The sequence below is a fragment of the Pseudomonas sp. LBUM1657 genome, assembly GCF_059716075.1.
Window position 1 is genome coordinate 1,486,691 of record NZ_CP166799.1, and the last position, 18,611, is coordinate 1,505,301.

Below are 18,611 nucleotides of genomic sequence, written 5' to 3' on the forward strand. Positions count from 1 at the left end.
TGTTGAAATGGGTTCACTCGAGTTCCAGCACCACGACGCGCTGTCCGGCACGCACCGCCGAACCCGGCTGCACGCGAATCTCCCGCACCACGCCGGCCGTGGGCGCGAGCAGCGGGATTTCCATCTTCATCGATTCCAGAATCACCAGCACATCACCAGCGGCCACCCGACTTCCGGTCTCCACCTGAACCTGCCAGAGGTTGCCGGCGATGTGGCTGTCGACGCTCTGTTGACCGCTGGCCAGCGGCGCGTCTTCGGTCGCTTCCGGGGCCGGTTCTTCGCTGTCGAAATGCGCCTGGCCGCTGGCAATCCAACGCTCGCGTTCGGCGTTGAACGCGCCGTTTTGCTGGGCGCGAAACGCAGCAATGGTCTCGGCTTCTTTCGTCAGGAACGCCTGGTAATCCGCCAGGTTCAACTGGCTGTGCTCGATGTTCAGATCGAAGCGTCCGAGCGGGAAATCCCGGCGAATGCGCAGCAGTTCATCGGCGCTTACCGGGTAGAAACGGATCTGGTCGAAGAAGCGCAGCAGCCACGGTTTGCCGTCGAACGCAGCGACTTCGCGGTAGCGATTCCACATCTGCAGAGTGCGCCCGACGAACTGATAACCCCCGGGGCCTTCCATGCCGTACACACACATATAAGCGCCGCCGATCCCCACCGAATTTTCGGCGGTCCAGGTGCGCGCCGGGTTGTACTTGGTGGTCACGAGACGATGGCGCGGGTCGAGCGGGGTGGCGACCGGTGCGCCGAGGTAGACGTCACCCAAGCCCATCACCAGGTAGCTGGCGTCGAACACCGTGCGCTGCACTTCGTCGAGGTTCGGCAGGTCGTTGATGCGGCGGATGAACTCCAGATTACTCGGGCACCACGGCGCGTCTTTGCGCACGGTGGTCATGTATTTTTCGATTGCCAACTGACACGCCGGATCGTCCCAGGACAGCGGCAGATGCACGATGCGCGAAGGCACTTGCAGGTCTTTGGCGGCACACACGGCGTCCCATTCACCGGCGACGATACCGAGCAGATCGGCTAGCGGCAGTTGCTCGGGTTGGTAGTGCACCTGCAGCGAGCGGATGCCCGGTGTCAGGTCGATCACGCCGTGCAGATTTTTGCTTTCCAGCGCCTGCATCAATGCGTGGGCGCGAAAGCGCAGGACCAGGTCCAGTTCAGGGGCGCCGATTTCCAGGAGCAGGTGAGTGTCCCCCGACAATCTCGCCACCAGGCGCGTATCTCCCTGCCCGATATCCAACACCACCGGCGACACTATCCCCTGTGGGAGCGGGCTTGCTTGCGAAGAGGGCGTGTCAGTCGGTATTGCTGTGTTTGACGCATCGCTTTCGTGAGCAAGCCCGCTCCCACATTGATCCCATTTCAGGGCGAGATGTCGGGCAGTTTTCAGATTGACTGGAAGGAACTGAACTTTGTCCCCAGCCTTGAGTTGCCCAAGCTGCCAAAGATCCGCCTCGATCACCGTCACCGGGCACACAAACCCACCCAGGCTCGGGCCATCCGGGCCGAGGATCACCGGCATGTCGCCGGTGAAATCCACCGCGCCGATGGCATACGGATTGTCATGAATATTCGACGGATGCAGCCCGGCCTCGCCGCCATCCGCGCGCACCCATTCCGGTTTTGGCCCGATCAGTCGCACGCCGGTGCGGCTGGAATTGAAATGCACTTCCCACTGGGTGGCGAAGAAGGTGCCCATGTAGTTTTCGGTGAAGTATTCCGGCGCGCCATGGGGACCGTAGATCACCCGGATCTGCCGAACATCGGGCAACTCGGTGACCTGAACCTTAGACAGTTCTACACCAACGCTACGGTCACTCAAGGCCGGCACATGCAGCACATCCCCGGCCCGCAAGGCACGACCACCATGACCGCCAAACTGGCCAAGGGTGAAGGTGCTTTTGCTGCCCAGATAATCCGGCACTTGCAGGCCTCCGCGCAGGCACAGATAGCTGCGGGCGCCTGCCCCGGCAATCGTGCCGAAACTCAAAGTAGCGCCCGCCGTTATCAGCAACGCGGTGTTCATCGGCACCACTTCACCGTTCAACGTCAGCGGAATCACCGCACCGGTCACGGCCACAACCGCATCGCAATTGAAGCGCAACAACGGTCCGCTCATGGTGATTTCCAGCGCCGCCGCACCCTCGTCGTTACCCAGCAGTCGATTGCCCAGACGCAATGCGCGGCTGTCCATCGGTCCCGACGGCGGCACGCCCACCGCCCAATAACCGAGGCGTCCGGGATAATCCTGAACGCTGGTCTGGGTGCCGGCGCTGAGCACTTCAAAAGTGTTGGCGCGATAGACCAGACCTTCGAGGCAGCGGGTCCATGGCTGGCCGTTTGCGAAAGGCGCATCGAGCAGAATCTGGCGCAGATAGTCGCGGTTGGTTTCCACCCCATAGAGCACGCTGTCGCCCAGGGCCTGATGCAGATCGGCAGCGGCCTCTTCGCGAGTCGGCGCCCAACTGATGACCTTGGCGATCATCGGATCGAAGTACGGCGGGATCTCGCAACCGGCCTCGACCCAGGTGTCGATACGCAGGTGTTTGCCATCGGCGACGGGGAAATTGACAGCGGTGAGCAGGCCGGGGCTCGGCTGAAAATCCCGACCCGGATCTTCAGCGTATAACCGCGCCTGAATCGCATGACCGTCGGCTTTCAGTCCTTGGCGCAACTCACTCAACGGCGGTAAATCACCCGCCGCCAACTCGATCATCCAGCGCACCAGATCCACGCCCCACACTTGTTCGGTGACGCCGTGCTCCACCTGCAAACGGGTGTTCACTTCAAGAAAGTAGAACCGCTGGGCGTCGCTGTCGAAGACGAATTCAACGGTCCCGGCGCTGCGATAATTCACCGCTTTGGCCAGTTTGATCGCCGCTGCACAGAGGGCTTCGGCCATGCCGTCGGGCAGGTTCGGCGCCGGAGTTTCCTCGAGGACTTTCTGGTTGCGGCGCTGCACCGAGCAGTCGCGCACGCCGAGGGCAATCACTTCCCCCTGGCCGTCACCGAACACCTGCACTTCCAGATGTCGCGCGCGCTGGATGTACTTCTCGATGAACACACCGGCGTCGCTGAAATTGTTCTGGCCCAGGCGTTTGACCGCTTCAAAGGATTCGCTCAGCTCGGCCGCGCTGCGGCATACGCGCATGCCGATACCGCCACCGCCAGCGGTGCTTTTGAGCATCACCGGGTAGCCGACCTGTTCGCCGGCGATCAGCGCTGCGTCGAGGCTGTCGAGCAGTTCGGTGCCTTCGAGCATCGGCACGCCGTGTTGCTTGGCCAGGGCCCGCGCGGTGTGCTTGAGGCCGAACACGCGCAACTGCTGCGGCGTCGGGCCGATGAAGGCAATACCGGCAGCTTCGCAGGCTTCGGCGAACGCGGCGTTTTCCGAGAGGAAACCGTAGCCGGGATGAATCGCCGTGGCGCCGGTGGCTTTGGCGATGGCGAGGATTTTCTCCACCGCCAGATAGGTGCCGGCGGCTGCGCCTTCACCGAGGCTGTGGGCTTCATCGGCCTGCAGGATGTGCAAACTGGCGGCGTCGGCTTCGGAGTAAACGGCGACGCCCTTGACCTGCAACTCGCGCAAGGTGCGCAGGATGCGGCAGGCGATGGCGCCACGGTTGGCAATCAGGACTTTTTCAAACATGGCATAACCCCCGGAGGCGATAGCGCATCAGCCTCGACCTGGGATGCGGGCCGTCCCGCAGTTTTTCGATAGGCGCCGAGGTCGTCCCGGGCGGCAAAATCAGTTCACTTCAGAACACCACTGAACCCCTGTGGGAGCGGGCTTGCTCGCGAAAGCGGAGTGTCAGTCGACATCAATGCTGGATGTGACGGCCTCTTCGCGAGCAAGCCCGCTCCCACATTGGATTGTGGTGTTTTTACTTTTTGAGGCACTGGCCTGAACGGGCCTGGCACAGGGCAAATAACCATCTACGCAACCGCGAAAATTTCAGTTCCATACCAGCAGCTCCGCAGGAGTTGGGTTGTAGGCGTTGCACGGGTTGTTCAGTTGCGGGCAGTTGGAGATCAGCACGATCACGTCCATCTCGGCCCGCAGATCCACGTATTTGCCCGGCGCGGAAATCCCGTCTTCGAAGGTCAGCCCGCCGTCAGCGGTGACCGGCACATTCATGAAGAAATTGATGTTCGGCCCGATGTCTCCTTTGCCCAGTCGTCCGTCGTGGACGCAGGCGCGCAGGTAGTTGTCGCGGCAGCTGTGCATGTAGCGTTTCTCCAGGGCGTAGCGCACGGTGTTGCTCTCTTGGGCGCAGGCGCCGCCGAGGGTGTCGTGACGGCCGCAGGTGTCGGCGACGATGGTCAGCATCGGTTTGCCGAGGTTGGAATACAGCACGCTGCCGGTGCTCAGGTACACGCTGTTCTGCCGACGCAAGGTGCGTTGCACGTCATAGCGTTCCTTCGGGTTGGCGACGCTGTAGAACAAGGTATCGACGGCCTGGTTGCCTTCGAGATCGAGGATGCGCAGGGTCTGGCCGGCCTTGACCTCCATCAGCCAGGGTTCGCCGGCGGGAATGGTGGCGCGGTAGATCGCGGTTTCTGGCTGCTTTTCAGCAGTGACGATTGCGAGTGACATGGCAGCGATCCTCAGGCGAACAAACGGTCGGTGTTGATGAAGCCGCGCTCGTTTTCCGGGCGCGATGTGCGGCAGTGTTCGGCGACGCTGGCGTCGGCGTTCATCCAGCTGAGCTTCAGGGGTTTGGGTGCGTATTCCGGCGACGGGTCCATCGGATGTTGAAGGGCGGTGAGCACCACCAGCGTGTCCATCGGTGCGTAAAGTTCGATGTAATCACCGGCCCTGGAATTGCCTTCGACGAAGTGGAACCGCCCGGCCTCATCGACGTTCACCCGACTGAACAGGTTCAGGGTCATCAGCAAATCCGACAGGCCCAAACTCCACTTGCCCAGTTCCACCAACAGGTTGTCGGTGCCGTTGCGGAAGAAGCCGTTACGCAGTTCCTGGTAGCGGCCTGCGCCGTATTTTTCCGCGACTTCTTCAGCGCAGAGCACACCGCCAAGGCTGTCGCTCCAGCCGCAGGTGTCGGCGGTGATTGCCGCCAGCACCCGGCCCATGTCCGAGTACAGGCAATGGCCGCTGGTGAGCTTGGCGGTGTGTTGGCATTTGAGGCTGTCGGGCAGGTTCAGGCGTTCGGTTTTTTCATTGGCGTTGAGCAGCGTCAGGCTGACGTTGGCGCCACCGCGCAGGTCGGTCAGGCGCAGCAATTGGCCGCGTTTCAAAACGAAGGAACGATGACCGCCGCCGGGGAGCATTTCTTCGGCGAAGGGCGGGAACAATTGGATCGAATCAGTCATGTGCAAAATCCTCTTAAGCGGTGCGAAGCGTGCCTGCCAGCTGAGCCGGCAAGGCATCGACGGCGGCACGGTGGGCGCGGCGGTCGCTGTTCAAAGGGATGTCGTAGGTGATGCGGGCGCCATAGGCGCCGGGGGCGTGCGGGTCGACGCGGACTTTGTCGAACACCAGCAGACGCGTGCCGAGGCTGAAACCTTCGGACAGGTCGTGGGTGACCATGAACACCGTCAGTTGCGTCTCGCGCCACAGCTCCAGCAACAAGCCGTGCATGTCCTTGCGGATGCCCGGATCGAGCGCGCCGAACGGTTCGTCGAGCAGCAATACTCGCGGCTTCATGATCAACGCCTGGGCGATGGCCAGTCGTTGCTGCATGCCGCCGGAGAGTTGCGCCGGGTACTTGTCCAGCGAGTGGCCCAGACCGACTTTGTGCAGCAGCACCGAAGCCTGTTCCCGTGCCTCGCGTTTGGCGCTGCCGAACAACCGTCCAAGCAGCGGCGAGCGGGGCAGTTCGAGGCCGAGGGCGACGTTATCCAGCACGGTCAGGTGCGGGAACACCGAGTAGCGCTGGAACACCACGCCACGGCTGGAATCCGGTTCGCCGGCCAAGGCTTGGCCGTCGAGCAGAATCTCACCGCGACTGGCCCGTTCCTGGCCGAGCAACAGGCGCAGGAAGGTCGACTTGCCGCAACCCGACGCGCCGACCAAGGTACAAAACTCACCTTCGTTGACGTTCAGATTCAGGCCTTCGAGCACCACCTGGTCGGCGTATTGCTGCCAGACGTTTTTAACCGTAATGAAGCTCATGCGCGGGCTCCTTCGTACCAAGGAAAGGCCCGTTGGGTCAGGCGCTTGAGACCCCAGTCCATCAACCAGGCGAGCAGGGTGATCCACACCACGTATGGCAAGATCACGTCCATCGCCAGGTAGCGGCGCACGAGGAAGATCCGGTAACCGAGGCCGTCGGTGGAAGCGATAGCCTCGGCGGCAATCAGGAACAACCACGCCGAGCCGAGCATCAGCCGCAGCGAGATCAGCAGACGCGGCAGCAATTGCGGCAATACCACACGCAGCATCAACGTCCAGGTCGACGCGCCGAGGGTCTGGGCCTTGATCAGCAACTCGACCGGTATTTCCCGGGCGCGTTGTTCCAGATCGCGGGCCAGGCACGGGGTGATGCCGATCACGATCAGCATCACCTTCGACAATTCCCCCAGCCCGAACACGATGAACAGAATCGGCAGGATCGCCAGCGGCGGCACCATCGACAGTACCGTCAGCAGCGGCGACAACGGCGCACCGAACAGCGGCAGGGTGCCAGCGGCCATGCCCAGGCACAGCCCGGCCAACGCGCTGATGCCCAGGCCAATGGCCAAGCGTCGCAGGCTGGATGCGGTGTCTTGCCAGAGCAGGTATTCGCCGGTGCGACTGTCGGCGTTGAAGGCCAGGCGTTTCACCGCGTCGGTCATCTGCACGGCGCTCGGCAGCAGCTTGTCGTTTGGGTTTTCCGTCAGCCGTTCGGCCGAACCCATGAAATAGGCCAACAGCACCAAGGCAAATGGCAGGATCACCAACAGCAGGCGACTCGGGCGATCCGGGTGGCGATTGATCAGGCGCATGTCCTGGTCCTCCGTTGTTACAACGTGGAGTCGGCAGCCATCTGCACGTAGCTTGGGTCGAAGCGCAGCTTGAGGTTGTTCTTGTCGCCGCTGGTCACGCCATTGGCGAAGGCCATGCCGACGGCGCTGGTGTCCTTGGCGCCTTCGCCCAGCAAGCCGTGCTGGAACGAGAACTCGGCGACTTTGCGCATGGTTTCCGGCAGTTGCTTGCTGGTGGAGAACGCCAGGGCTTCCTTGGGGGTGGCGAACAGTTTGGTGGTATCCAGTTGCGCCTGGAAACCGGCCAGATCGGTGCCAGAAGCTTTGGCCATGTGTTCCAGGGCGGCTTTGCTCGCGGCGTTTTTCGCGTTCATCAACTCGACCACTTCGAACCACGCACCGGTCAGCGCTTTGCCCAGGGCCGGGTTGTCTTTGAGGGTGGCGCTGTTAACCACCATCATGTCCATGATTTCGCCGGGGATCTGGCTGGAGTTGAACACTTCGGTCACGGCAGGCTTGGCCTTGATGTCCGAGAGCATCGGGTTCCAGGTGGTGACAGCATTGACCTGATCGGTGTTGAAGGCCGCCGAGATATCGGCGTCGGAGGTGTTGACCACTTTCAGGTCTTTCTCGGTGAGGTCCACCGAATCCAGGGCGCGGGCCAGCAGGTAATGGGAAACCGACAGCTCCACCAGATTGACGTCCATGCCTTTCAGGTCGGTGACTTTCTTGCCTGCGCCCTTGAGCACGATGCCGTCATTGCCGTTGGAGAAGTCGCTGACGATCAGCGCGGTACTGTCGACGCCACCGGCCGCCGGAATGGTCAGCGCATCCATGTTGGTCATGGTGCAACCGTCGAACTGGCCGGCGGTGTATTGGTTGATGGATTCGACGTAGTCATTGAGCTGCACCACATCAATTGTGATGCCGTACTTCTTCGCCCATTTGTCGACGATGCCTTGGCTGCCGGCGTATTCCCACGGCATCCAACCGGCGTAGATGGTCCAGCAGACGCTGAAGTGGTCTTTCTGGGCGGCTTGGGATGAGACGCTTACGAAGGCTGCGAAAGCAGCGGCGAGCAGGGCGGGTAAACGAAGCTTGAGCATGGGTGGTTCTCCAGTTGATCAAGGGCGGGCAGGAGTCAACGCGGCACCGCGAACGGTGGCTTGTCTCCCGGGCTTTTGTCCCGCCGTGTAACCTCAACTGGAGGTCGCCAACTCTCGGACCAGCCACTCGCCTTAGCGAGCCGGAACCCTAGTCAGCCATTGCAAATTGTGGTGCCGCGAACCTGTGATGACTCCTGCACGACTTTGTTAAAGCGAGAGCCGTGCCAAGTCTCCCGGAGCGCTCTGGCATAGGGGTTGCGGGTTTGGTTCGAGGAGAAGGGGCGGCGCGGTTGCCTTGTCGTGGTGCGCAAGTGCACCGCAATGGGACGTGAGAAAGATGAAAAACCTTTCATCGGCTACATGTTTCAACTTGTTGCGAGGGCGCACCAGATTTCGAAATCGATGTCTGATCTTTCGACAGTCACCGAATAATTGACTGTCGCCTGCCAGCGTCGCTGGTGTGGCTCACTCGCGGTCCAGGAGGCCGCCATGCTCTGTCGAATTCTTCTGATTGCTGTATTGGGATTGTCTCTTGGTGCGTGCGTGCCCTATTCCGATGGAGGAGCCAGTTACTACCGTTCCGACGTTTACACATCCCCTGCGCCGTACTACTCCGGTGGCGGGTCTTATTACTCCGATGGCGGTTATTACACGGCGCCGCGCAGGTATTACTCGCCACCTGCCCGGTATTACCAGCCAACGCCGCGGTATTACCACCAGCCGCGGGTTTATCAACCGGCCCCGCGTTACTACCAGCCGTCGCCACGAGCCGACTACCGGGCCCATCAGAATCGCGGTTGGGATGGTCATAGCCGTGGCAGTTGGGACAGTCGTAACCGTAACGGTGGGAACAAAGACTATCGAGGTGGACGCAACAATCATGGCGGACGAGGCGACCACAACGGTCGTGGCGATAACAATGGCCGAGGCGGCCACCGCTAAAACCAATCAATAAAGCTAAATCATGTGGGAGCGGGCTTGCTCGCGAAGAGGGCGTGTCAGACAACGTTATGTCGCCTGACACGCCCTTTTCGCGAGCAAGCCCGCTCCCACAGTTTTGTTCAGTATTCCGACAGATCAGCCAGCGGATGCCGACCTTCCCAGACCTTGTGGAAATGCGCCTCCACCACGGCGTCCGGCACGTTGTTGATGTCCGGCCAGTGCCAGCGGGGTTTCTGGTCCTTGTCGATCAACCGCGCACGCACCCCTTCGCTGAACTCCGGGTGACGACAGCAATTGAGGCTAATGGTGTATTCCATCTGAAAGACTTGTGCGAGCGACAGGTGCCGGGCGCGGATGATTTGTTCCCACACCAGATGAGCGGTCACGGGCGAGCCTTCGCTCATGGTTTTCGCGGCACGGCTGAGTAGCAGATCCGTGTTGTCGCGCAGCTGACTGATGGCCTTCCAGGCGCAGCGCACATCACTGACATCCAGCAGCTCGTCGATTTGCTGGCGTCGCGGCAGCCACTGCGCTTCGGGCATCTGCGCGACGGCTTCCTGCTGCAAGGCCTTGAGCAGACTGTTGAGCTGCATCGCCGTCTGTTCCTGCCAGTTCAACTGCAACAAGCCTTCGATCAGCTCTTCTTGCTGTTCATCGAGCAGGAAGCGGTCGGCCAGGTCCAGATCGATCGCATCGCGACCGTTCATATGGGCGCCGGTCAGTCCGAGGAACATTCCGAGCTTGCCGGGCAACCGCGACAAAAACCAACTGGCGCCGACATCCGGATACAGACCAATGCTGATCTCCGGCATCGCCAAACGGCTGCTCGGCGTGACAATCCGGATGCTCGCCCCTTGCAGCAGCCCCATGCCTCCGCCCAGCACATAACCATGCCCCCAGCAGATCAACGGTTTCGGGTAGGTGTGCAGATTGAAGTCCAGGCGATATTCCGCCGCAAAGAAGTGCGCGGCCAAGGGCGGTACTTCGCCCGGATGAGCGCGACAGGCTTCGACCAGGCTGCGCACTTCGCCGCCGGCACAAAAAGCCTTGGCACCGTTACCGCGCAACACCACACAAACGATTTGCGGCTCTTTGGCCCACACGTCCAGTTGATCGCGCAGGGCGTTGATCATCGGCAAGGAGAGGGCGTTGAGGGACTTTTCGGCATCCAGGCTGGCGACGCCGATGCGTGCGCCATCGGTGCCAGTGAGTTCTTCGAAGTGCAGATTCATCGTGACCTCGATCGGGAATTTGAGCGTTCAGTATGATCGCTATGCAGGAAAGTGCCGGATCTGCGTCAGATCAATTGACAAGCATGGCCAGCTTTCCTAGGGTTCGCCCCATTGTTTTTGCCGGATGTAACCATGACTGCTGACGACCGTATCAAACTCGAACCGAGCTGGAAGGAGGCACTGCGTGCCGAATTCGACCAGCCCTACATGGCAGAGTTGCGCAACTTCCTGCAAGAGGAGCGCGCTGCGGGAAAGGAAATATATCCGCCGGGACCAATGATTTTCAACGCGCTCAATTCCACGCCGCTGGATAAGGTCAAAGTCGTCATTCTCGGCCAGGACCCGTATCACGGCCCGGGCCAGGCCCACGGCTTGTGCTTCTCGGTGCAACCGGGGGTGCCGGCGCCGCCGTCGCTGGTGAACATCTATAAAGAGTTGAAACGCGACCTGAACATCGACATCCCGAGTCACGGCTACCTGCAAAGCTGGGCCGACCAGGGTGTGCTGATGATCAACACCACCATGACGGTGGAGCGCGCCAATGCCAATGCGCACAAGGACAAGGGCTGGCAGTTTTTCACGGATCGAATCATTCAAGTGGTCAGTGAACAGCAACCGCATCTGGTGTTCATGCTGTGGGGCGCTCATGCGCAGAGCAAACAGAAACTGATCGACGCCACCAAGCATCTGGTGCTGACGTCGGTGCATCCGTCGCCGTTGTCTGCTTATCGCGGTTTTCTCGGGTGCGGGCATTTCAGCCGGACCAACAAGTTTCTTGAGCAGAATGGCGAGACGCCGATCGAGTGGCGGTTGCCGCCGGTGTGATGGGTTACCGGTAGGGCCCCTTCGCGAGCAAGCCCGCTCCCACAAGGATCACGCGAACCCTGTGGGAGCGGGCTTGCTCGCGAAGCAGTCGCCTCGGTCTATCAGACAGAATCCGGATTTCGATTCCAATACTTGAACAACGGCTCCGCCAGAAACAACACAAACAACAACCGCATCACCTGCATTGCCGTCACCAGCGGCACCGACAATTGCAGGGTCTCAGCCGTCAGGCTCATCTCCGCAATCCCGCCAGGCATCATGCCCAGCGTCAGCGAACGCAAATCCAGATGGGTCAGCGCACTTAACCCCAACGCCGCCGCCGTTGCTATCAGCATGGTCAACACCGTCCCGATCAAGGTCCGGCCCATGAACGACGGGGCGCGACGGAAAAACTGCCGATTGAAATGACAGCCCAACCCGCTGCCGATCAACCATTGACCGATCTGGCTGCCGCCATTGGGCAAACCGATGTGCAGATCCCAACCGATGCTCACCGCCGCACTCACCAGCAGCGGCCCGAACAACCATGGATTGGGTTGACGAAGACGTTCCCAGAGCCACGCCGCCAAGGCGCCCGCCGGGAATAGAAGGGCCAGCCACCACCAGTTGACGGCCGAAGGATGAAAAACCGGCGCTCCGTCGCCCAGTAAATACTTGAATGCCGCCGGCACACAGAGCACCACCACCAACACCCGCAGACTTTGCCCCGCCGCCACGCGACTGAGCACCGCGCCATTACGCGCGCCGAGGTTGACCATCTCCCCGGAACCGCCGGGCATGCTGGAGAAAAATGCGGTGGCGCGATCCTCGCCGGTACGTCGCATCAACCAGACCCCGACCACTGCGGACAGGCTGGTGACCAACGCACCGAAGAAGATCAGACCGAAGTGGCTCAGTACCTGCTCCATCACCACCGGAGTGAAGTGCAGGCCGATGCCGATGCCGACAATCCACTGGCCGCACTTGCGGCCGCCAGGGATTTCCGCCAATTGCCAGGGGGTCAAGCAGCGCACGAGGATGATCGCCAGCAACGAGCCGACCATCCACGGCAGTGGCCAGCCGATCTGGCTGGCGAGGTAACCGCCCAGCAGACCGACCAGCGGAGTTCCCCACCAGTCTTTGAACGGTGTTCGATCAGACATCGGCGATGGCGCGTTGGGCGACCGAACGTTTGCGCCAGATCCGCAGGATCGGCAATAGCAACATGATTGCGGTCAGTACCCAGACACCGAAGGTGATCGGGCTCGACCAGAGGATTTCCAGCGCACCGTTGGAAATCGACAGGGCGCGACGCAGGTTTTGCTCCATCAGGCCACCAAGGATGAAGCCCAACAGAACCGGCGACAAAGGGAAATCCAGCTTGCGCAGGATGTAGCCGAAGATGCCAATGCCGATCATCAGGAACAGGTCGAAGGTGGTGGCATGCACCGCGTAGACGCCGATCCCGGTAATGATTGCGATCACCGGCACCAGCGCCCAGTTAGGCACGGCGAGGATGCGCGTGAAGATGCGGATCATCGGGATGTTGAGAATCACCAGCATGATGTTGGCGACGAACAACGAAGCGATCAGGCCCCAGACAATGTCTGGTTGCTGTTGGAACAACAGCGGACCGGGGGTGATGTTGTACAGCGAGAGCGCGCCGATCATCACCGCCGTGGTACCGGAACCCGGAACGCCGAGCGTCAGCATCGGCACCAGGGCACCGCAGGCTGCGCCGCCGATGGCGGTTTCCGGCGCCGCGAGGCCACGCATGTCGCCTTGTCCGAACGTGCCATTGGCGCCGGCGATACGTTTTTCGGTCATGTAGGCCACGGCACTGGCCAGTGTTGCGCCGGCACCCGGCAGAACGCCCATGATGAAACCGAGCAGGCCGCAACGGATGTTCACCACGAACACCGAAGACGCTTCCTTGAAGTTGAACATCATGCGGCCGGTGGCTTTCACCGCTTCCTGGCCGCGATGGGTTTTCTCCAGCAGCAGGAGAATTTCGCTGATGGAAAACAGACCCAACACCAACACGACGAACTGAATGCCGTCAGTCAAATGGATGTTGTCCCCGGTGAAACGGTACACGCCGCTGTTGGCATCGATCCCGACGGTCGACAGAAACAGACCGATCAGCGCCGCGATAAACGTCTTCAGCGGGCGATCACCGGCCATGCCGCCTAGACAGACAATCGCAAACACCATCAACACGAAATATTCCGCCGGTCCGAAGGCAATCGCCCATTTCGCCAGCAGCGGGGCGAACAGCACCATGCCGCACGTGGCGATGAACGCGCCGATGAACGAGCTCCAGGCGGACAGCGACAACGCCACACCGGCCAAGCCTTTGCGAGCCATCGGGTAGCCGTCGAGGGTAGTCATTACGGTGGAGGCTTCGCCCGGAATGTTCAGCAGGATCGAGCTGATCCGGCCGCCGTATTCGCAACCCAGGTACACCGCCGCCAACAGGATCAGCGCCGACTCCGGCGGCAGGCCGAGGGCGAACGCAATCGGAATCAGCAACGCCACGCCGTTGATCGGCCCCAAGCCTGGCAACAGCCCGACGACGGTGCCGATCAGGGTGCCGCACAGCGCGGTCACCAGGTTGTACGGGCTCAGCGCGACGCCGAAGCCCTGACCCAAATAGCCAAGAGTATCCATATCAGTTCTCCAGAACGTCGAGCACGCCCAGCGGCAGTGGCACGTCCATCACCTTGTCGAACAGCAGATAAAGACCGATAGCCATCAGGCTGATGATCACCGTGCTGGGTAGCCAGCGGCCGCCATACAGGCGTGCCATAGGGATTCCAATCAGAATGCTGGCGACGATGAAACCAAGGGGTTCGAAGCTCCCGGCGAACACCAGCAACAGCAGCACGCAGAGGCCGATTTTGGTTAGGGTTTCGCGGTCGAGTTTCGGGTCATCGTCACTGTGCACAATCGGCGTCGGACGAAACACCATGTACAGCAGACCAAGGCCCATCAGGCCGAGCATCAACAGCGGAAAGGCTCGGGGGCCGACCGGTTCGTAGGAAAAAGCCGCTTGATACGGCCACGCCATCAGTGTCAGGCCGATACAGGCCAGCAACAGCACCGAAGCGAAAATGCGTTGTAAGAGCATGGAAAACTCCTGTGCCACGGCCCCGCGAGCGCGGGACCACAGCCGCTAGACAGAGACGATCACTGGATCAGGCCGAACTCTTTGGCCAGCACTTTGTAGTCCGCGACCTGCTTCTTCACGTAGGTGTCCAGTTCCGGGCCGGTCATGGCGAACGGAAACAGTTCACGCTGATCGCGCAGCTTGGCGAACTCTTCGGAAGCCAGCAGTTTGTCGAATGAGTCTTTCCACCAGGCATAGTCTTCGTCGCTGACCTTTGGCCCGAGGTAGAAACCGCGAACCACTGGCCAGACGATGTCGTAGCCTTGCTCTTTGGCCGTCGGAATGTCTTTCATTTCCGGCTCTTCCAGGCGCTTCTCGGAGAACACCGCCAGCAGGCGCATGTCACCGCTCTGGATGTGCGGCATGGAGTCAGAGATGTCAGTGCTGCCGACCTGGATGTGGCCGCCAAGCAGTGCGGTGGCGATCTCGCCGCCGCCTTCGAGGGCGACGTAACGCAGGTCACGCGGGTTGATCCCGGCAGCCTTGGCGATCAGGGCGGTTTGCATCCAGTCCTGGCTGCCGACGGTGCCGCCGGAACCGATGACCACGGAGCTCGGATCTTTCTTCAGCGCCTTGACCAGATCGTCCAGGGTTTTGTAAGGCGAATCGCTTTTCACCGCGATGGCGCCGTAGCTGGTGCCAACGGCCGCCAGCCAGCGCACGGCGTTTTCATCGAAACGACCGAACTTGCCTTGGGCCAGGTTCAACAGCGAACCGCTGGACCACGCTACCAGCGTGCCTGCATCGGCCGGACGCTGAGCGACCACCGCGTTGTACGCCACCGCGCCGACACCGCCGGGCATGTAGGTCACGCGCATCGGTTTGGTCAGCAGTTTTTCATTCACCAGCGCGCTTTGCACCAGTTTGCAGGTCAGGTCGAAACCGCCGCCTGGGGAGGCTGGGGCGATGCATTCCGGGCGTTTTGGTTCGGCCATCAGTTGACCGGCAAACAGTACACAGCCGGCGGCAAGGGCGAAGCGGCGCAGTGATCGATTCATTGTTGTCTCCACGGGAGTTTTTGTTGTTGGGGATGTTTCAGGTGCGACGGTTTCGCGTCATGCAGCCGGCATTGGCGCTGGCAAGCGTAAACGATGGGAATCGGAAGAAGGGGTGGTGCGGGCAAGCCTGAAGCTGTGTGGACAGCATGGTGCAGTACCTCGATTTATTGTTCTTATTGGCGAAAACGCTTCAAGGCGTTTTTCGGTAACTACGGTTCAAGCCGTTTTTCAAACTACGATTGAATGGTCTGCAGTCGAAACCATCCGTGGGCAGACTCTAACGGTCGAACCTTTCACTAACCTTTCAGCGGACTTTCACGGTTTTCGGGCTTCACAGCGGCACAAGCGGCTGTAAACTCCGCGCCAAAGAATGGCGTCGACCATCCCTGAAATGAGGTAAAGATCCATGCGTGTTCTGCTCGTCGAAGACCATCTGCAGCTTGCCGAAAGTGTCGCCCAGGCGCTCAAGAGCACCGGTCTGACCGTGGATGTGCTGCACGATGGTGTGGCGGCCGACCTGGCCTTGGGCAGCGAGGAATACGCCATGGCGATCCTCGACGTCGGCCTGCCGCGCATGGATGGTTTCGAAGTGCTCGCGCGATTGCGGGCGCGGGGCAAGAACCTGCCGGTGTTGATGTTGACCGCCCGCAGCGACGTCAAGGACCGGGTCCACGGCCTCAATCTCGGCGCCGACGACTACCTGGCCAAACCTTTCGAACTGACCGAACTCGAAGCCCGGGTCAAAGCTTTGTTGCGCCGCAGTGTGCTCGGCGGTGAACGCCTGCAGACCTGCGGCGTACTGGCTTACGATCTGGACACCCGACGCTTCACCCTCGGTGAAGAATTGCTGACCCTGACCTCCCGCGAACAGGCCGTACTCGAAGCGCTGATCGCTCGCCCCGGTCGGGTGATGAGCAAGGAACAACTGGCCTCCCAGGTCTTCGGCCTGGATGAAGAAGCCAGCCCCGACGCCATCGAAATCTACGTCCACCGCCTGCGCAAGAAGCTCGATGGCCAGCCGGTCGCCATCGTGACTTTCCGTGGTCTCGGGTACTTGCTGGAAAGCCGCGATGCATAAGCCCAGCAGCCTGCGCTGGCGGTTGCTGTGGAACCTGGCGCTGTTGCTGGTGGTGTTGATGCTGGCCAGTGGATTGAGCGCGTATTGGAACGGTCGCGAAGCCGCCGACACTGCCTATGACCGGACCTTGCTGGCCTCGGCCCGAACCATCGCGGCGGGTGTCTCCCAGCGCGACGGCTCGCTGAGCGCGGATGTGCCTTACGTGGCCCTCGATACCTTCGCGTACGACAGCGCCGGGCGGATTTTCTATCTGGTCAACGACATCAATCAGAAGCTGATTTCTGGTTACGAAAATCTTCCGCCACCACCACCGGGAACGCCACGCACCGATGATTATCCGGCGCTGGCGCGTTTTTATAACGCGACGTATCAGGGGCAGAACGTGCGGGTGGTCAGCCTGCTCAAGCCCGTGAGCGAGCCGAACATGAACGGCATGGCGGAAATTCGCGTGGCGGAAACCGATGAAGCGCGGGTCAGCATGGCCCGCAGCCTGGCAGCGGACACGTTGTTACGCCTGGGCATGCTGGCGGTGGGTGCGTTGTTGATGGTGTGGTTTGCGGTCAGCGCGGCGCTGCGCCCGCTGGAGCGCTTGCGCACAGCGGTGGAAGAGCGGCAGTCCGACGATTTGCGGCCGTTGCCGCTGGTAGAAGTGCAGCACGAATTGTGGCCCTTGGTGCGCGCGCTCAATCACTTTACCGAGCGCTTGCGTGGGCAGTTCGAGCGTCAGGCGCAATTCATCGCCGACGCAGCCCATGAACTGCGTACGCCATTGGCGGCGCTCAAGGCACGACTCGAACTTGGCTTGCGCTCAACCGAACCCGACACCTGGCGCAGCACCCTGGAAACTGCCGCCCAGGGCACGGATCGCTTGACCCATCTGGCCAATCAATTGCTTTCCCTGGCACGCGTCGAAAACGGCGCTCGGGCCATCGCCGAGGGCGGGGCGCAGTTGCTCGATCTGAGCCAGTTGGCCCGAGAACTCGGCATGGCCATGGCGCCGCTGGCTCACAAACGTGGCGTGGCACTGGCGCTGGAAGCGGACGAACCGGTGTGGCTGCGCGGTGAGCCGACGCTGTTGAACGAACTGCTAAGCAATCTGGTGGATAACGCGTTGGCCCACACGCCGTCCGGTGGCAACGTCATTCTGCGCGTCACGGCGCCGGCGGTGCTGGAGGTCGAGGACGACGGCCCGGGGATTCCCCTTGAAGAGCGCGATCGGGTGTTCGAGCGTTTTTACCGGCGCAACCAGCAGGTCGCCGGCTCGGGATTGGGATTGGCGATTGTCGGCGAAATCTGCCGCGCGCACCTGGCGCAAATCAGCCTGCACGATGGCGAGCAGGCGGGGTTGAAGGTGCGGGTGAGTTTTATTGCCGGAGAGTGATGTGTCCGTGCCGGCCTATTCGCGAGCAAGCCCGCTCTCACACTTGATCGCGTTTCTCCAGGACGAACTCGGTCAGGTGTGGGAGCGGGCTTGCTCGCGAATGGAACGATGCGGTCTTGATCAGTAAAACATCGACCGCGATTCTTCCAGATCACGACACATCACCTCGTTCTGCGGATCAATCCCCAGTTTCTTGAAAGCCGGCACGCTGAACGCGTCAATACGGCCGAGGGGATGGTCGGTGTCCTTGTGGCAATACAGGCTGGCCACCTGCACCACATCGACATAGTCGACACGTTCGGACTCACGCTTAAAGTCCAGATACAGGCCCGGCAACTGCACCAGCATTTCCGGAAATTCCCAGACCCTGAGCAGTTTGTCGCCGATCAGCGGATGAATCTGGTCGATCACATGGTTGAGGCTGACCGGGTCAGACAGCAGTTCATAGTGATCTTCGGCATAGGTCAGGATCGGCAGCACGCCGATCTGATGCACCAGCCCGCCAAGGGCTGCCTGATCGGGCTTGAGTTGCGTGTAACTGCGGCACAACGCATAGCTGATACCGGCAATTTCCAGGCTTTTGCGCCAGACATCGCGCATTTTGTGTTCCACCACTTCGGAGCGGGCATGGAAAATCTGTTCCATGACCAGACCGATGGCCAGGTTGCTGCTGTAATTGACGCCCAGGCGAGTGATTGCCGTGTGCAGGTCGGTGACTTCCTGGGTCGCGCGCAGCAGCGGGCTATTGACCACTTTGATCAGGCGCGCCGACAGCGCGGTATCACGGCCGATCACTTTGCTCAGGGTGCTGACACTGATTTCCGGGTCTTCGGCGGCCTTGCGAATCTGCAGGGCCACTTCCGGTAACGTTGGCAGAACCAGGTCATCGTTATCGATGGCCTCAACCAAATCCTGTTGGACCTTATCCGCCAGCTCGCTCATTTCGTATCTCTAGGTGTTGCGAC

At 61.0% G+C, this 18,611-nt stretch carries 16 protein-coding genes and 1 riboswitch; of the genes, 4 read left to right on the forward strand and 12 right to left on the reverse strand.

Going from position 1 to position 18,611, the window contains the following annotated elements:
- Nucleotides 1-13: 13 nt before the first annotated feature.
- The 6 genes from uca to ACA055_RS06760 form a co-directional block, all read right to left on the reverse strand.
- Entirely contained in the window at nucleotides 14-3,658 is a 3,645-nt protein-coding gene (uca, locus tag ACA055_RS06735; RefSeq protein ID WP_497682918.1) for an urea carboxylase, read from the reverse strand.
- Nucleotides 3,659-3,964: 306 nt separating this feature from the next.
- Entirely contained in the window at nucleotides 3,965-4,606 is a 642-nt protein-coding gene (locus tag ACA055_RS06740) for an urea amidolyase associated protein UAAP2 (RefSeq protein ID WP_034150081.1), read from the reverse strand.
- An 11-nt stretch (nucleotides 4,607-4,617) separates the two neighbouring features.
- The gene (locus ACA055_RS06745; RefSeq protein WP_497682919.1) at nucleotides 4,618-5,343 is read right to left on the reverse strand and encodes an urea amidolyase associated protein UAAP1; all 726 of its coding nucleotides are present in this window, start codon (nucleotides 5,341-5,343) and stop codon (nucleotides 4,618-4,620) included.
- A 13-nt stretch (nucleotides 5,344-5,356) separates the two neighbouring features.
- Nucleotides 5,357-6,145: an ABC transporter ATP-binding protein gene (locus tag ACA055_RS06750; protein ID WP_497682920.1), complete on the reverse strand. Its 789-nt coding sequence runs from the start codon at nucleotides 6,143-6,145 to the stop codon at nucleotides 5,357-5,359.
- Nucleotides 6,142-6,957 (reverse strand): ABC transporter permease, encoded by an 816-nt coding sequence (locus ACA055_RS06755; RefSeq protein WP_497682921.1) that lies wholly within the window; start codon nucleotides 6,955-6,957, stop codon nucleotides 6,142-6,144. The genes ACA055_RS06750 and ACA055_RS06755 overlap by 4 nt, the downstream gene beginning before the upstream one ends.
- Nucleotides 6,958-6,974: 17 nt before the next feature.
- A complete protein-coding gene (locus ACA055_RS06760; protein WP_497682922.1) occupies nucleotides 6,975-8,042 on the reverse strand; it encodes a putative urea ABC transporter substrate-binding protein in 1,068 nt (355 codons plus the stop codon).
- A 62-nt stretch (nucleotides 8,043-8,104) separates the two neighbouring features.
- A riboswitch (guanidine-I (ykkC/yxkD leader) is annotated at nucleotides 8,105-8,205 on the reverse strand.
- Nucleotides 8,206-8,531: 326 nt separating this feature from the next.
- On the opposite strand from ACA055_RS06760, the gene ACA055_RS06765 reads away from it, so the two are divergent.
- The gene (locus ACA055_RS06765) at nucleotides 8,532-8,984 is read left to right on the forward strand and encodes a hypothetical protein (RefSeq protein ID WP_497682923.1); all 453 of its coding nucleotides are present in this window, start codon (nucleotides 8,532-8,534) and stop codon (nucleotides 8,982-8,984) included.
- Between the two features lie 119 nt (nucleotides 8,985-9,103).
- On the opposite strand, the gene dspII is transcribed toward ACA055_RS06765, so the two are convergent.
- Nucleotides 9,104-10,216: an enoyl-CoA hydratase/isomerase DspII gene (dspII, locus tag ACA055_RS06770; protein ID WP_497682924.1), complete on the reverse strand. Its 1,113-nt coding sequence runs from the start codon at nucleotides 10,214-10,216 to the stop codon at nucleotides 9,104-9,106.
- Between the two features lie 132 nt (nucleotides 10,217-10,348).
- Here dspII and ung point away from each other — a divergent pair, with 132 nt between their 5' ends.
- Nucleotides 10,349-11,041: a uracil-DNA glycosylase gene (gene ung / locus ACA055_RS06775; protein ID WP_497682925.1), complete on the forward strand. Its 693-nt coding sequence runs from the start codon at nucleotides 10,349-10,351 to the stop codon at nucleotides 11,039-11,041.
- Between the two features lie 101 nt (nucleotides 11,042-11,142).
- Here ung and ACA055_RS06780 read toward each other — a convergent pair whose 3' ends face one another.
- From ACA055_RS06780 to ACA055_RS06795, 4 genes are read right to left on the reverse strand one after another with little or no spacing between them, the layout of a single operon-like run.
- The gene (locus ACA055_RS06780; protein ID WP_497682926.1) at nucleotides 11,143-12,183 is read right to left on the reverse strand and encodes an AbrB family transcriptional regulator; all 1,041 of its coding nucleotides are present in this window, start codon (nucleotides 12,181-12,183) and stop codon (nucleotides 11,143-11,145) included.
- On the reverse strand, nucleotides 12,176-13,690 hold the full coding sequence (locus tag ACA055_RS06785) for a tripartite tricarboxylate transporter permease (RefSeq protein ID WP_497682927.1): 1,515 nt from the start codon (nucleotides 13,688-13,690) through the stop codon (nucleotides 12,176-12,178). Before ACA055_RS06785 ends, ACA055_RS06780 begins: the two co-directional genes overlap by 8 nt.
- A 1-nt stretch (nucleotide 13,691) precedes the next feature.
- Nucleotides 13,692-14,150, reverse strand: coding sequence for a tripartite tricarboxylate transporter TctB family protein (locus ACA055_RS06790; RefSeq protein ID WP_497682928.1), 459 nt, complete (start codon nucleotides 14,148-14,150; stop codon nucleotides 13,692-13,694).
- Between the two features lie 59 nt (nucleotides 14,151-14,209).
- Nucleotides 14,210-15,187 (reverse strand): Bug family tripartite tricarboxylate transporter substrate binding protein, encoded by a 978-nt coding sequence (locus ACA055_RS06795; RefSeq protein ID WP_497682929.1) that lies wholly within the window; start codon nucleotides 15,185-15,187, stop codon nucleotides 14,210-14,212.
- A 406-nt stretch (nucleotides 15,188-15,593) separates the two neighbouring features.
- On the opposite strand from ACA055_RS06795, the gene ACA055_RS06800 reads away from it, so the two are divergent.
- A complete protein-coding gene (locus ACA055_RS06800) occupies nucleotides 15,594-16,265 on the forward strand; it encodes a response regulator (protein WP_497682930.1) in 672 nt (223 codons plus the stop codon).
- A complete protein-coding gene (locus ACA055_RS06805; RefSeq protein WP_497682931.1) occupies nucleotides 16,258-17,646 on the forward strand; it encodes a sensor histidine kinase in 1,389 nt (462 codons plus the stop codon). Before ACA055_RS06800 ends, ACA055_RS06805 begins: the two co-directional genes overlap by 8 nt.
- A gap of 120 nt (nucleotides 17,647-17,766) precedes the next feature.
- On the opposite strand, the gene ACA055_RS06810 is transcribed toward ACA055_RS06805, so the two are convergent.
- Nucleotides 17,767-18,588 (reverse strand): HDOD domain-containing protein, encoded by an 822-nt coding sequence (locus tag ACA055_RS06810; RefSeq protein WP_497682932.1) that lies wholly within the window; start codon nucleotides 18,586-18,588, stop codon nucleotides 17,767-17,769.
- Nucleotides 18,589-18,611 lie beyond the last annotated feature (23 nt).

Excerpts from the sequence above, each read along its gene's own strand:
- uca (WP_497682918.1), bottom strand. The coding sequence starts at position 3,658 with ATGTTTGAAAAAGTCCTGATTGCCAACCGTGGCGCCATCGCCTGCCGC.
- ACA055_RS06740 (WP_034150081.1), bottom strand. The coding sequence starts at position 4,606 with ATGTCACTCGCAATCGTCACTGCTGAAAAGCAGCCAGAAACCGCGATC.
- ACA055_RS06745 (WP_497682919.1), bottom strand. The coding sequence starts at position 5,343 with ATGACTGATTCGATCCAATTGTTCCCGCCCTTCGCCGAAGAAATGCTC.
- ACA055_RS06750 (WP_497682920.1), bottom strand. The coding sequence starts at position 6,145 with ATGAGCTTCATTACGGTTAAAAACGTCTGGCAGCAATACGCCGACCAG.
- ACA055_RS06755 (WP_497682921.1), bottom strand. The coding sequence starts at position 6,957 with ATGCGCCTGATCAATCGCCACCCGGATCGCCCGAGTCGCCTGCTGTTG.
- ACA055_RS06760 (WP_497682922.1), bottom strand. The coding sequence starts at position 8,042 with ATGCTCAAGCTTCGTTTACCCGCCCTGCTCGCCGCTGCTTTCGCAGCC.
- ACA055_RS06765 (WP_497682923.1), top strand. The coding sequence starts at position 8,532 with ATGCTCTGTCGAATTCTTCTGATTGCTGTATTGGGATTGTCTCTTGGT.
- dspII (WP_497682924.1), bottom strand. The coding sequence starts at position 10,216 with ATGAATCTGCACTTCGAAGAACTCACTGGCACCGATGGCGCACGCATC.
- ung (WP_497682925.1), top strand. The coding sequence starts at position 10,349 with ATGACTGCTGACGACCGTATCAAACTCGAACCGAGCTGGAAGGAGGCA.
- ACA055_RS06780 (WP_497682926.1), bottom strand. The coding sequence starts at position 12,183 with ATGTCTGATCGAACACCGTTCAAAGACTGGTGGGGAACTCCGCTGGTC.
- ACA055_RS06785 (WP_497682927.1), bottom strand. The coding sequence starts at position 13,690 with ATGGATACTCTTGGCTATTTGGGTCAGGGCTTCGGCGTCGCGCTGAGC.
- ACA055_RS06790 (WP_497682928.1), bottom strand. The coding sequence starts at position 14,150 with ATGCTCTTACAACGCATTTTCGCTTCGGTGCTGTTGCTGGCCTGTATC.
- ACA055_RS06795 (WP_497682929.1), bottom strand. The coding sequence starts at position 15,187 with ATGAATCGATCACTGCGCCGCTTCGCCCTTGCCGCCGGCTGTGTACTG.
- ACA055_RS06800 (WP_497682930.1), top strand. The coding sequence starts at position 15,594 with ATGCGTGTTCTGCTCGTCGAAGACCATCTGCAGCTTGCCGAAAGTGTC.
- ACA055_RS06805 (WP_497682931.1), top strand. The coding sequence starts at position 16,258 with ATGCATAAGCCCAGCAGCCTGCGCTGGCGGTTGCTGTGGAACCTGGCG.
- ACA055_RS06810 (WP_497682932.1), bottom strand. The coding sequence starts at position 18,588 with ATGAGCGAGCTGGCGGATAAGGTCCAACAGGATTTGGTTGAGGCCATC.